The organism is Pseudomonas delhiensis, from assembly GCF_900187975.1.
In the GTDB taxonomy this organism is placed as follows: domain Bacteria; phylum Pseudomonadota; class Gammaproteobacteria; order Pseudomonadales; family Pseudomonadaceae; genus Pseudomonas; species Pseudomonas delhiensis.
In genome coordinates, this window is sequence record NZ_FZPC01000025.1 from 51,700 (window position 1) to 65,443 (window position 13,744).

General features: G+C 69.9%; 9 protein-coding genes. 5 read left to right on the top strand and 4 right to left on the bottom strand.

What is annotated here, in order from left to right:
- Positions 1-175: 175 nt before the first annotated feature.
- The 3 genes from CHC02_RS21850 (at position 176) to CHC02_RS21860 (ending at position 4,889) form a co-directional block, all read left to right on the top strand.
- Complete coding sequence (locus CHC02_RS21850) at positions 176-1,825, top strand: VRR-NUC domain-containing protein (protein ID WP_089393507.1); 1,650 nt, start codon at positions 176-178, stop codon at positions 1,823-1,825.
- Positions 1,822-4,230 carry an ATP-dependent DNA helicase gene (locus CHC02_RS21855; protein WP_089393508.1) on the top strand — a complete coding sequence of 803 codons (2,409 nt, stop codon included), beginning with the start codon at positions 1,822-1,824 and terminating at the stop codon, positions 4,228-4,230. The genes CHC02_RS21850 and CHC02_RS21855 overlap by 4 nt, the downstream gene beginning before the upstream one ends.
- A gap of 89 nt (positions 4,231-4,319) precedes the next feature.
- A complete protein-coding gene (locus CHC02_RS21860; protein WP_089393509.1) occupies positions 4,320-4,889 on the top strand; it encodes a DUF4865 family protein in 570 nt (189 codons plus the stop codon).
- Between the two features lie 455 nt (positions 4,890-5,344).
- Here CHC02_RS21860 and CHC02_RS21865 read toward each other — a convergent pair whose 3' ends face one another.
- Both CHC02_RS21865 and tusA read right to left on the bottom strand, forming a co-directional pair.
- Complete coding sequence (locus CHC02_RS21865; protein WP_089393510.1) at positions 5,345-6,199, bottom strand: LysR substrate-binding domain-containing protein; 855 nt, start codon at positions 6,197-6,199, stop codon at positions 5,345-5,347.
- 232 nt (positions 6,200-6,431) lie between these two features.
- The gene (gene tusA, locus CHC02_RS21870) at positions 6,432-6,671 is read right to left on the bottom strand and encodes a sulfurtransferase TusA (protein WP_009622807.1); all 240 of its coding nucleotides are present in this window, start codon (positions 6,669-6,671) and stop codon (positions 6,432-6,434) included.
- Positions 6,672-6,830: 159 nt separating this feature from the next.
- Here tusA and CHC02_RS21875 point away from each other — a divergent pair, with 159 nt between their 5' ends.
- Positions 6,831-8,390, top strand: coding sequence for an alpha/beta hydrolase (locus CHC02_RS21875; RefSeq protein WP_089393511.1), 1,560 nt, complete (start codon positions 6,831-6,833; stop codon positions 8,388-8,390).
- 1 nt (position 8,391) lies between these two features.
- Here the strand turns inward: CHC02_RS21875 and CHC02_RS21880 are convergent, their stop codons facing one another.
- Positions 8,392-9,270, bottom strand: a complete 879-nt coding sequence (locus CHC02_RS21880) for a MaoC family dehydratase (protein WP_089393512.1) — start codon at positions 9,268-9,270, stop codon at positions 8,392-8,394.
- 86 nt (positions 9,271-9,356) lie between these two features.
- Positions 9,357-10,409, bottom strand: coding sequence for a 23S rRNA (cytidine(2498)-2'-O)-methyltransferase RlmM (rlmM, locus tag CHC02_RS21885; RefSeq protein WP_089393513.1), 1,053 nt, complete (start codon positions 10,407-10,409; stop codon positions 9,357-9,359).
- A gap of 351 nt (positions 10,410-10,760) precedes the next feature.
- Between rlmM and acnA the strand changes: the two genes are divergently transcribed.
- Positions 10,761-13,493, top strand: coding sequence for an aconitate hydratase AcnA (acnA, locus tag CHC02_RS21890; protein WP_089393514.1), 2,733 nt, complete (start codon positions 10,761-10,763; stop codon positions 13,491-13,493).
- Positions 13,494-13,744: the final 251 nt, after the last annotated feature.

Here is a 13,744-nt window from a genome sequence, read left to right on the forward strand (position 1 = left end):
GAGCGGAATCGCCCCGAAACACCGCCGCCACAGGTGACTCCCGTTCGCGAGCAAGCTCGCTCCTACGAAAAGCCCAAAAGCCCCCAACCAACAAATCCCCCCACCCATCCCCCACCGATTGCCAATCCGCGCTCCGGCTGATATCTGTATAAAGATACAGCCCCTGCCCTCGCCCATGCCCTTCCAGACCGACCCGCGCTTCTACTACCTGACCAACTTCCACCGCGCCCTCGCCTGGCTGGAAGAACGCTACGACGACCTCTTCGACGCCGCCGAGCGCGCCTTCCTCCGCGACTTCCAGGCCATGCCGCTGGAGGCCCGGGCGTTGCTGGTGCGGCTGATCATGCGCAAGGGCCCGCATTTTCGCGCCAGCAAGCTGGACTACGCCGAGATCGGCTGCCCGCGCCGGGCCGCCGCGCCGCTGCTGGAGGCCGGCTGGCTGGATGGCGCCGCCGCGCTGGACCTGGAGGAACTCTTCGGCCTGCTGCGCAAGGACGAAATCCTCGACTGCTTCGGCGCCCGCCTGTCCAGCCGCCAGCTGCGCAAGCCGGAGCTGCTGGCCGAACTGGCCGCGGTCGACGCCGAGCCGCGGCCCTTCGCCATCTGGTGCCCGCAGCTGGACGAGCCCGTCTACAGCCTGGCCATAGGCGCGCTGGTGGAGCGCCTGCGGCTGATGTTCTTCGGCAACCTGTACCAGGACTGGACCGAATTCGTCCTCACCGACCTGGGCATCCTGCGCTACGAGGCGGTGCCGCTGACCCGCGAATCCCGCGGCTTCGCCAGCCGCGAGGAAATCGACGCACACCTGTTCCTGCAGCGCTGCCGCGAAGCCTTCGACCTGGGCGCCGCGGCCCAGGAACTGCTGCCGCTGATCGCCAGCGTCGACTGCGGCACCGCCCAGCTGCAGCGCCGTCGCGGGCGCGTGCTGTTCCACATCGGCCAGCAACTGGAGCGCGAAGCCGACTGGGAAGGCGCCCTGCAGGTCTATGCCGCCAGCGAACACGCCAGCGCCCGCCAACGCCAGGTGCGCGTGCTGGAGCGCCTGGAACGCCATGCCGATGCCTACGACCTGGCCCTGCAGGCCGCGGCCCAGCCCCAGGACGCCGCCGAGGCGCAGCTGATCGAGCGCGCCCTGGTGCGCCTGCGCCGCCAGCTCGGCCACGCCCGGCCGGCGAAGGCCAGGGCCGCGCCGCCGCCCCGTATCGACCTGGAGCTGGAGCCGCAGCCCGGCCTGAGCGTCGAGCAGTGCGTGCAACTGCACCTGGCCCGCCCCGAAGCGCCGGTGCACTACGTGGAGAACACCCTGGTCCTCGGCCTGTTCGGCCTGCTCTGCTGGGAAGTGATCTTCACCCCGCTGCCCGGCGCCTTCTTCCACCCCTTCCACGCAGGCCCCGCGGACCTCTACGACAGCCAGTTCCGCGCCCGTCGCGCCGGGCTGTTCGAAGCGCGCCTGGCACTGCTCGACAGCGGCGCCTACGCCGACGAGATGCGCCGCATCCACCGCGAGAAACAGGGCCTGCAATCGCCCTTCGTGTTCTGGGAGCTGCTGGACGCGAACCTGCTGGAACAGGCCCTGGCCTGCCTGCCGGCGGCGCACCTGAAGGCCTGGTTCGGCCGCCTGCTGGAAGACCTGCAGGCCAACCGCGCCGGCATGCCCGACCTGATCCAGTTCTGGCCCGCCGAGGGCCGCTACCGGATGATCGAGGTGAAGGGCCCCGGCGACCGCCTGCAGGACAACCAGAAGCGCTGGCTGGCCTTCTGCGCCGCGCACGGCATGCCGGTGGAGGTCTGCTACGTGACCTGGGCCGGGGAGCCGGCCGCATGAACTACCAGGTCGCGGTGCGCGCGCTCTGCGAGTTCACCGCCAAGGTCGGCGACCTCGACCTGCGCTTCACCCCCTCGCCCACCGTCCAGGAAGGCATGGCCGGCCACGCCACCGTGGTCGGCCGCCGCGGCCCCGGCTACCTCGCCGAGCTGCCGCTGGCCGGCGCCTACCGCAACCTGGTGGTGCGCGGCCGCGCCGACGGCTACGACCCGGCGCGCAACTGCCTGGAAGAGATCAAGACGCACCGCGGCGACATCGCCCGCATCCCCGACAACCACCGCCAGCTGCACTGGGCCCAGGCCAAGGTCTACGGCTGGCTGCTCTGCGCCCTGCAGGGCCTGGAGGAAATCGACCTGGCGGTGGTCTACTTCAACGTCATGACGCAGAAGGAGACGGTATTCCAGGAGCGTTTCAGCGCCGACGAACTGCACGCCTTCTTCGAGGAACACTGCCAGCGCTTCGTGACCTGGGCCGAACGCGAGATGGCCCACCGCGCGGCGCGCGATACAGCCCTGGAAAGCCTGCGCTTCCCCTGGCCGCAGTTCCGCCACGGCCAGCGCCAGCTCGCCGAGGCGGTGTACCGCGCCGCCCGCGACGGCCGCCACCTGATGGCCCAGGCCACCACCGGCATCGGCAAGACCCTCGGCACCCTGTTCCCGCAGCTCAAGGCCATGCCCGGCCAGGGCCTGGACCGGCTGTTCTTCCTCAGCGCCAAGACCCCCGGCCGGCGCCTGGCCCTGGAGGCCCTGGCCAGCCTACGCCAGGACGAACCCGAGCTGCCGCTGCGGGTGCTGGAACACGTGGCCCGCGACAAGGCCTGCGAACACCCGGACAAGGCCTGCCACGGCGACTCCTGCCCGCTGGCCAAGGGCTTCTACGACCGCCTGCCGGCCGCCCGCCTGGCCGCCCTGGACGGCGCCTGGCTGGACCAGGCGCGGATTCGCGAGGTGGCCCGCGAGCACGGCATCTGCCCCTACTACCTGAGCCAGGAACTGAGCCGCTGGGCCGACGTGGTGGTATGCGACTACAACTACTACTTCGACATGAGCGCCCTGCTATACGCGCTCACCGTGCTCAACGAGTGGAAGGTGACTCTGCTGGTGGACGAGGCCCACAACCTGGTGGAGCGCGGGCGCAAGATGTACACCGGCGAACTCGACCAGGCCGATTTCCAGGACCTGCGCCGCGTCGCCCCGGCCAAGCTGAAGGGCGCGCTGGAGCGCGTCGGCCGCCACTGGAACCAGCTGCACCGCGACCAGGAGCTGGAATACCAGGTCTACCCGCTGGCGCCGGAGCTGTTCATCCTCGCGCTGCAGAAGGCGGTGACCGCCATCACCGACCACCTGAGCGAGCAGCCCGACGGCAACAGCCTTGAGCTGCTGGGCTTCTACCTCGACGCCATGGCCTTCTGCCGCCTGGCCGAGGCCTTCGGCGAGCACTCGCTGTTCGACATCACCCGCCGCCAGACCGAAAGCGGCCGGGTCTACTCCACCCTGTGCCTGCGCAACGTCATCCCCGCGCCCTTCCTCGCCCCGCGCTTCGAGGAGGCCCACAGCTGCACGCTGTTCTCCGCCACCCTGACGCCGGCGCACTACTACCGCGACCTGCTGGGCCTGCCGCAGGACACCGCCTGGATCGACGTGGAATCGCCGTTCCGCGCCGAACAGCTGGAGGTGCAGGTGGTGCGCAACCTGTCCACCCGCTACCAGCACCGCGCCCAGTCGGTGCGGCCGATCTGCGAACTGATGGCCCGGCAGTACCGAGAGCGGCCGGGCAACTACCTGGCCTTCTTCAGCAGCTACGCCTACCTGGAGCAGGTGCGCGAACGCTTCGTCCGCGACGAGCCCGGGGTGCCGGTCTGGGTGCAGGCGCGCAACATGGACGAGAGCGAGCGCGAAGGCTTCCTCGAACGGTTCCGCAACGGCGGGCGTGGCATCGGCTTCGCGGTGCTCGGCGGCGCCTTCGGCGAGGGCATCGACCTGCCCGGCGACCGCCTGATCGGCGCCTTCGTCGCCACCCTGGGGCTGCCCCAGGTGAACACGGTGAACGAGGAAATCCGCCAGCGCATGTATGCCCTCTTTGGAAATGGCGGCGGCGACGGCTACGACTACACCTACCTCTACCCCGGCCTGCAGAAGGTGGTGCAGGCGGCCGGCCGGGTGATCCGCACCCAGCAGGACGAAGGTGTGGTCTGGCTGATCGACGACCGCTTCGGCCGCAGCGAAGTGCGCCAACTGCTGCCGCGCTGGTGGACCGTGCGCAGCTGCCGGCTGGCCCTGCCGCCGCCGGAGCCGGAGGCGCAAGCCAGCGCGCCGCGCAAACCGGCACCGCCGCCCACCCGCCAGCGCCCGGCACGGCCGAAGCCGGAGCAGGCCCAGGGCGAACTGGGCTTCAATGATTTCTAGATCGAATCACTAAAACAATCGTTCATATCTGTTTCGCATGGCTACGGCCGCTCAGACTCCTTCCAGGCCCACGGATAAAGGAGTCCGCCATGTTCGCCATGCAATACAGCCACCGCCTGCCGGCGGCACACGACATGGGCGCCATCCGCCAGCGCGCCGCCAGCAAGGGCCCGCACTGGGACGCCTGGCCGGGCCTGGAGTGCAAGGCTTTCGTCCTCCAGGAAAAGGGCCGCCACGGCGCCGAAGGCAACCTCTACGCCTCAGTCTACCTCTGGCAGGAACCGGCGGCCGCCGCGGCCTTCCTGGCCAGCGAGGCCTTCCAGGGGGTGATCGACAGCTTCGGCCGGCCCGCGGTGGAAACCTGGCTGCCGCTGGACGCCTGCCGCGGCCCCGCCTTCGATCGCCCGGCCCGCGCGCTGTACCGCGAGGAACTACCCTTGTCCGATAGAGGCGCCGCCGCCCTGCGCGACGGCGCGCTGGCCGCCGGCGCGGCGCTGCCGGGCCGGGAGGATGTGCTGGCGGCCTGGGTCGTGGCCGACCTGCAGCGCTGGACGCTGCTGCGCTTCAGCCTCAGTGCCGAGGCACTGGAGGCACGCGCGGGCAGCCTCGGCTACGAAGTCCTGTACCTGGCACGGCCAGGGCTGGAGCGACTGCCATGAACGACAGGCAGAAACGGGAACTGGCGGCACAACTGGCGGGGCTGGCCTTCGGCGCCTTCATGGTGCTGGGGATGGCCTGGGGTGTGGTGCGGGTGGCCCGGGTGCTGGTGGGGTAAGGATGGGGTTTTTCGTAGGAGCGAGCTTGCTCGCGAATGGAGTTTCCCGGCAATTACAGTGTTTCGGCTTGACTCCGCCCCCTCTCCCTAACCCTCTCCCTGAAGGGAGAGGGGACCGTTCGGCGTGCGCTGGTATTTCCGCGTTAGCCGGCTTGCACCGAGTAGCCGGCTGACACCAAATCCTTTCTCGGCACGGACTAGCCCCCTCTCCCTTCAGGGCGGGGCGCGCAGCCGAGGGCTGGGGAGAGGGTGCTCCAATCTTGGCGCCGAAGTCCCGGGAAGCCTCGTTCGCGAGCAAGCTCGCTCCTACGAAAAGCCTCCAGGTCGGATAACCATTCCCTACCCCGCCGTACTCCGCACCGCCGCCACCAAGGTGCGCAACATCCCCTGCGCCTGCGCATCCCGGGGATGGGAGAACAACAGCACATCGCGCCCCGGCAACGCCGGCAGCCCCAGCCGCGCCCCCACATCCTCGCAGCCCGCCGGCGCCACCCGGCGGCCCAGGGCTGCCACAGCTATGCCCGCGCTCACTGCCGCTCCTATGGTCATCAACCCCCCACCGACGAACACCTCGCGCCAGGCCACCCCGGCCTGGTCCAGGGCGTCCACCGCCATGCGTCGCACGCTGCAGGGTTCGGCCTGGGTGGCCAGGGGCAGCGGTTGGCCGGGCAATGGCTGGAAGTCGGCGGCGCCCATCCAGGCGAAGGGTTCCTGCAGCACCACCTCGCCGTCCTGGCGTGGCGGGCCCTGCTGCAGCACCAGGGCCACGTCCAGGTCGCCGCGGTCGAAGCGCTCCAGGGTTTCCCGCGAGCTGTCCACCCGCAGTTCCAGCAGCAGCCCCGGCTCGCTGCGGGTGAGCTGGCGCAGCAACCCGGGCAGTTCGGCGCCGACGATGTGGTGGCTGATGCCGACCACCAGCCGCCTGGGCTGGCCGCCGGCGAACGCGCCCAGCGCCTGGCGGTGCGCCGCCACCAGGGCGCGGGCCGCTTCCAGGAACACCCCGCCGTCGGCGGACAGCCGCACCAGGCGCGGCGTGCGCTCCAATAGGCGGCGGCCGAGGCCGTCCTCCAGGCGCTTGATCTTCAGGCTCACCGCCGACTGGGTGCTGGCCAGGGCCTCGGCGGCGCGGGTGAAGCTCTTCAGCTCGGCGACCAGCACGAAGGCCTGCACGGCCTCGATGTCCAGGGCTTTCATGATGTCCACTTTCAATGACCAAGAGCGGACAGCATTCGACTTTGCCATGGGAGGGTCAAGCGGGCGAGGCGTTTTCCCTGTGGCCGACGTAGGGCGCATAACGCCTCCGGCGTTATCCGCCGATCAGATCACCAGGGTTGGCCGTGAACTCGGGTTGAGCCGAGGTGTAGCGGCGGATAACCGCGAACGGTTATTCGCCCTACGCCCAGGAAACATCGGCGACGGCGACGGCTCAGTCGAGCTTCTTGCGGATCCAGTACAGGTAGGTGCCCGCCTCTTCCTGCTGCTCCACCAGTTCGTGGCCGAGGAAGATGCAGAACTTGGGGATGTCGCGGCGGGTGGAGGGGTCGGTGGCGATGACCTTGAGCAGGCCGCCGGCCGGCAGGTCGCGCACCTTGTTGTGCAGCATCATGACCGGTTCGGGGCAGTTCAGGCCGGTGGCGTCGAGGATGGCGTCGACAGGCTGGGACATGGAGAGGCTCCGCAAAACGAATGGCGCATTGTCGCCCAAAGCGGGGCGCAGGGTCACGCGTCGCGGGCGAACGGCAATGGCCCAATCTTTCGTCGGGCCCCCGCTGCGCCGCGCTGGGCTAAGCTCGGCGCCTTCCCCGACAGCGGATGCCCCCCGCCCATGCGCCTGCCCGCCCTGCTCTGCCTCGCTTTGCTGCTCACCGCCTGCGCCGCCCGCGACCAGTTGCCCGACTATGCCGCCAGCGCCGGGCAGGACCTGCCGGCCACCTGGTACGAGGCGGTGATCACCGCCCGCGACGGCACGCGGCTGTCCGCCACCGTGTTCCAGCCGGCGCTCAGGGCCGGCGAGACGGCGCCGCTGGTCGTGCACACCCACGGCTGGGGCGGCTGGCGGGTGACCGGGCCGGACGGCTTCTACGGCAGGCAGATGATGTCCGGGCGCGCCGCGCTCAAGGCCTGGAAGGCCGGCTACTGGGTGGTCAGCTACGACCAGCGCGGCTGGGGCGGCAGCGACGGGCGCATCGAGATGATGGACCCACGCTTCGAGGTCAGCGACGCCAGCGCGGTGATCGATTGGGCCGCCGCGCACCTGCCGCGGCTGAGCATGGACGGCCCCGGCGACCCGCGGCTGGGCATGCTCGGCGAGAGCTACGGCGGCGCCGTGCAGTTGCTGGCCGCGGCGCAGGACCCGCGCATCGACGCCATCGTGCCCATCGCCACCTGGTACGACCTGAGCGACGCCCTGGCCCCCGACGGCCAACTGAAGATGGGCTGGGGCGGCGTGCTGGTCAGCCTGGGCCTGGCCACCGGCTACGACCTGGGCAAGTTCGTCCAGGCCGACTACCTGCACAGCGCCAGCGGGCGCATGGCCGCACCGGTGCGGGCCGAGCTGGCCGCCCACAGCCCGGCGCGCTACTGCGCCGAGGGCCGCCGCCCGCATGCCGACGCCCTGCTGATCCAGGGCCTGCGCGACACCCTGTTCCCCCTCGACCAGGGCCTGCAGATCCGCCAGTGCCTGCGCCAGGGCAGCGCCGACGTGCGCCTGCTGGGGATGCAGGGCGGGCACATCCTGCCGCCGCCGCTGCAGGCCTGGAGCGGCCTGCCGCCGTTCAACAACGAGCCGGTGATCCACTGCGGCGGGCGTGCCATCAACCTCTACCAGGGCATCCTCGCCTGGTACGAGGAGAAGCTGCGCCGGCGCCCCGGCGCCGCCGACAGCGTGCCCTCGCTGTGCGTCAGCCTCGACCTGGACCAGGGCCTGGCGCTGGACGAACTGCCCGCCCCCGGCCCCACCGTGGCCCTGCCGCCGACACCGGTACGCCCGGCCAGCAGCGGGCTGCTGCAGCCCCGTACCTTCATCCCGCTGCACCAGGTCGCCGAGCCCGGCGCCCTGCTCGGCAGCCCCGAGGTACGCCTTTCCCGGCCGCTGGGCGCGGGCGAGCAGGCGCGGTTGTTCGCCTCGCTGGCGATTCGCGGCGCGGACGGCCGCACCCGGGTGCTGGACGAGCAGGTCAAGCCGTTGCTCAACCGCGGTACGACGCGGCTCAACGCGGTCAGCGCCCGCCTGGCGGCGGGGGACGAGATCGGCCTGCTGGTCAGCGGCTTCAGCGGCCAGTACCTGTTCAACGGTTCCTGGCAGCTTCGCACGGTGGCGTTGCAGGGCGAGGTGCAACTGCCCGCCCTGCTGCCGCTGCAGCCGCGCCTGGCGGCCGGCCGCTGACTCAGCGCAGCGGCCCGGCGGGCGCCTCGTCCAGCTGGGCCAGCAGCATCGGCTCGCCGTCGCCGTCCAACGGCAGCAGCGCCCACTGTTCCTTGTGGCCCAGGCGGCGGTGGCTCTGGCGCACCTGGCTGCCCAGCGGCAGCGGCGCCTTGAAGTGCACGTCCAGGCGCACCTGCTCGGCCAGGCGGCGGCCGGTGAGGCTGCGCGCCAGGCTCCACATGCCGTGGGCGAAGGGCTTGCCGAAGCCGTAGCGCGAGGCCATCAGGCGCGACAGGTGCAGTGGGTTGAAGTCGCCGCTCAGGCCCGCGTAGCGCCAGCCGGCGATCTTCGGCACGCGCCACTGCACGCCGGGGTGCGCAGGCACTTCCAGGGTGTGCCACTGGGCGCGCTCGGGCAGCGCGTCGGGCTCGGCGTGGTCGTCGAGGAAGTCGCCGCGGCGCAGGTAGGTGGTGATCGACTGCCAGTAGAGCATGTCGTGGTGCCAGACCTCGGTCGCCACGTCCACCTCCAGCCCCAGCGGGCTGCGCCGGCTGGTGAGGATGCGGCAGTCCAGCTGCAGCTGGTCACCCTCTTCCAGCAGCCGGTAGCGCTGGATGTGGCTGCGCAGGTGGATCAGCCCGAGGATCGACAGCGGCATGCGCGAACGGCTGAGCAGGCGCAGGTGCAGCGGCAGGCTGATCACCTGCGGGTACAACAGGGGCACGCCCAGGGCCGGGTCCAGGCCGAAGTGCTGGCGGTAGGCGCGCAGGTGGCGGGCGTCGAAGCGCAGGCCGCGGCTGTCCATGGCCAGGTTCGGCAGGCGCTCGCCGCGGTCCAGGCCACGGCGCGGCAACAACATGCGGCTGTAACTGCCCAGCAGCGAGGGCAACTTTCGCTTCACGAGCGGCTCCGGGAGGGGGTGCGCCGCACAGCATGGTCGCTGCGCGGCGCCACGGCAAGTCGCCGAAGGTCGTGGGTCGCAGGCGCCTACAGGCGTCGCAGGTGCACCGTGACCTCCTCGCGGTCGTGGTACAGCTGCTTGCAGCCGATGGCCACGCGCAGGCCGCGCTCGCGGAAGCTCTCGCGCAGGCGTTCGAGAATCCTGCGCACCTCGGCGTAGCGCTGCTTCATCGGCAGCTTGAGGTTGACCACCGCCTCGCGGCACAGGCCCTCGCCGATCCAGGTCTCGATCAGCGAGCCGGTGCGCGCCGGCTTCTCGACGATGTCGCAGACCATCCAGTCCACCGTCTGCCGCGGCCGGAACACATAGCCGTCGGCGCGCTGGTGATCCACCAGGCCGGAATAGACCAGGTTCTCGGCCATGGGCCCGTTGTCCACGGCGATCACCCGCATCTCGCGGTTGACCAGTTGCCAGGTCCAGCCGCCGGGCGCGGCGCCCAGGTCCACGGCGAGCATGTTCGGCGCCAGGCGCTTGTCCCAGTCGGCGCGCGGGATGAAGTGGTGCCAGGCCTCCTCCAGCTTGAGGGTCGAGCGGCTCGGCGCCTCGCGGGGGAACTTCAGGCGCGGGATGCCCATCGGCCACATGGCGCTGTTGCGCGGCTCGGCGAGGCCGACGAAGACCTCGCGGCCGGAGCGGAAGGTCAGCAGCAGGCGCGGCAGGCTCGGGTCCTCGCGCAGCTTGCCGGCCTTGACCAGGGCGGCGCGCAGGGGCTTCTCGAACTTGCGGCAGAAGGTCGACAATTCCTTGCCTTCGTTGCTGTCGAAGACTTCCAGCCAGAGGCTGCCGCACAGCGGGTACGGGCCCAGCTCCTCCAGCAGCGCGCCGATGCGGTCCTGCTCGGGCAACGGGACGAAGCCGGTGCCTCGGGCCCACTGGCGCGGGAAGATCAGCTCGGAAAAGCGCAGGTGGCGCATCAGCCGGTCGGCGCCGTCGGCCTCCTGGCAGACGAACTCGGCATAGGCGGTGGCCGGCTTGGCGCGGGCGTAGCCGGCCACGTCCAGGCCCGCGGCCAGGTCGGAAATCTCCGCGCAGACCTCGTTCTCGAAGCCCGGACGGCAATGCAGTAGCAGGGTGTTCATCGGGGTGTCTCCTTGGCCGCGCACTATAGTCGCTGCGCGGCCGGCTTTCACCCGGATTCGCCGCACGCCAGGGGAACCCCCGGCTGCGGCAAAAGGTCCAGAACCCATGGCAAGACCGCGCGCAGCGGTCTAGTTTGAGAGTTCCGAAGTCGCGATCCAGGGCTTGCCGTGCCCCGGGGAGCGCATGCCGGAAATCGCCAGGATGCCGCCCGATATGCAGAAGATGACTGCCAATCTGCGTTCCTTTCGTGCCAAGCCGGGAAATCCGCCCGGGCTTTCCAGCAGTATCGGACCAGCAGTATCGGAACTGTGCCGTCGATCACCGGCAGAATCCAGCCTGAGGAGAACGTCATGCCCGCAGTGGACAGCCTGAACAGCTTGCGCACCCTAGAGGTGGGCGGCAAGACCTACCACTATTACAGCCTTCCGGAAGCCGCCAAGCAGCTCGGCGACCTGGACAGGCTGCCGAAGTCGCTCAAGGTGCTCCTGGAGAACCTCCTGCGCTGGGAGGACAACCATACGGTCAACGCCGACGACCTGCGCGCCCTGGCCGGCTGGCTGAAGGAGCGCCGCTCCGAGCGCGAGATCCAGTACCGCCCGGCGCGGGTGCTGATGCAGGACTTCACCGGGGTGCCGGCGGTGGTCGACCTGGCCGCCATGCGCGACGCCATGGCCAAGGCCGGGGGCGATCCGCAGAAGATCAACCCGCTGTCCCCCGTCGACCTGGTCATCGACCACTCGGTGATGGTCGACCGCTATGCCAGCCAGGCCGCCTTCGCCGCGAACGTCGAGATCGAGATGCAGCGCAACGGCGAGCGCTACGCCTTCCTGCGCTGGGGCCAGAACGCCTTCGACAACTTCCGCGTGGTGCCGCCGGGCACCGGCATCTGCCACCAGGTCAACCTGGAGTACCTGGGCCGCACGGTGTGGACCAAGGACGAGGACGGCCGCACCTACGCCTTCCCCGACACCCTGGTCGGCACCGACTCGCACACCACCATGATCAACGGCCTGGGCGTGCTCGGCTGGGGCGTCGGCGGCATCGAGGCGGAAGCGGCCATGCTCGGCCAGCCGGTGTCGATGCTGATCCCCGAGGTGATCGGCTTCAAGCTCACCGGCAAGCTGAAGGAAGGCATCACCGCCACCGACCTGGTGCTCACCGTCACCCAGATGCTGCGGCAGAAGGGCGTGGTGGGGAAATTCGTCGAATTCTACGGCGACGGCCTGGCCGACCTGCCCCTGGCCGACCGCGCCACCATCGCCAACATGGCCCCGGAATACGGCGCCACCTGCGGCTTCTTCCCGGTGGACGAGATCACCCTGGGCTACCTGCGCCTGTCCGGCCGCCCGGAACAGACCGTCAAGCTGGTGGAGGCCTACTGCAAGGCCCAGGGCCTGTGGCGCGAAAAGGGCCACGAGCCTGTGTTCACCGACGCCCTGCAGCTGGACCTGGGCGACGTCGAGGCCAGCCTGGCCGGGCCCAAGCGCCCGCAGGACCGCGTGCCCCTGGGCCAGGTGGGCAAGGCCTTCGCCGACTTCCTCGCGCTGCAGCCCAAGGCCGCGCGCAGCCCGGAAGTCTCGCGCCTGCTCAACGAGGGCGGTGGCGGCGCCGCGGTGGGCAGCGCCGAGAGCCAGGGCATCGAGTACCAGCACGAGGGCAAGAGCCACCACCTGCAGGACGGCGCGGTGGTCATCGCCGCCATCACCTCCTGCACCAACACCTCCAACCCCAGCGTGATGATGGCCGCCGGGCTGCTGGCGAAGAAGGCGCTGGAGAAGGGCCTGCAGCGCAAGCCCTGGGTGAAGAGCTCGCTGGCCCCCGGCTCCAAGGTGGTCACCGACTACTTCAAGGCCGCCGGCCTGACGCGCTACCTGGACGAGCTGGGCTTCGACCTGGTGGGCTACGGCTGCACCACCTGCATCGGCAACTCCGGGCCGTTGCTGGAGCCCATCGAGAAGGCCATCCAGCAGGCCGACCTGACGGTGGCCTCGGTGCTGTCCGGCAACCGCAACTTCGAGGGCCGCGTGCACCCGCTGGTGAAGACCAACTGGCTGGCCTCCCCGCCCCTGGTGGTGGCCTACGCCCTGGCCGGCAGCGTGCGCCTGGACCTGTCGAAGGACCCGCTGGGCACCGGCAAGGACGGCCAGCCGGTGTACCTGAAGGACATCTGGCCGAGCCAGCGGGAGATCGCCGAGGCGATCCAGAAGGTCGACACCGCGATGTTCCACAAGGAATACGCCGAGGTCTTCCAGGGCGACGAGAAGTGGCGCGCCATCGAAGTGCCCCAGGCGCAGACCTACACCTGGCAGGCCGACTCCACCTACATCCAGCATCCGCCGTTTTTCGAGCACATCGCCGAGGCCCCGCCGAAGCTGGCCGACATCGAGAAGGCCCGGGTGCTGGCGGTGCTGGGCGACTCGGTGACCACCGACCACATCTCCCCCGCCGGCAACATCAAGAAGGACAGCCCGGCCGGGCGCTACCTCAGCGAGCACGGCGTGGCCTACGCCGACTTCAACTCCTACGGCTCGCGGCGCGGCAACCACGAGGTGATGATGCGCGGCACCTTCGCCAACATCCGCATCAAGAACGAGATGCTCGGCGGCGAGGAAGGCGGCAACACCCTCCACGTGCCCAGCGGCGAGAAGCTGGCGATCTACGACGCGGCCATGCGCTACCAGGCCGAGGGCACGCCGCTGGTGATAGTCGCCGGCAAGGAGTACGGCACCGGCTCGTCCCGCGACTGGGCGGCCAAGGGCACCAACCTGCTGGGGGTCAAGGCGGTGATCGCCGAGAGTTTCGAGCGCATCCACCGCTCCAACCTGGTGGGCATGGGCGTGCTGCCGCTGCAGTTCACCGGCGGCCAGGACCGCGGGGCGCTGAACCTGACCGGCAAGGAAGTGCTGAACATCCGCGGCCTGGACGGCGAGCTGAAGCCGCACATGACGCTGAAGGTGGAAGTCACCCGCGAGGACGGCAAGCAGGATGGCTTCGAGGTGCTGTGCCGCATCGACACCCTCAACGAGGTGGAGTACTTCAAGGCCGGCGGCATCCTGCACTACGTGCTGCGCAGCCTGATCTGAGCAGTCGCCCGGCTCGAGGTCGGAGCCGGTGGGGAGATAGGTGAAACGGCGTATAACCGCGAACGGTTATACGCCCTACGCCCCATGCGGGATTCGGAGTCTGTCGTAGGAGCGGACCCTGCCCGCGATTCCTGCGCGACACCCGCTGTCCAGCAGACAAAACCTATAAATCCACAGGAAAATTACCTACGACCATGTGACAGGTAGCGTTTTGCCATCGTCCACGTCAATATTCCTACGTCAAATATCGA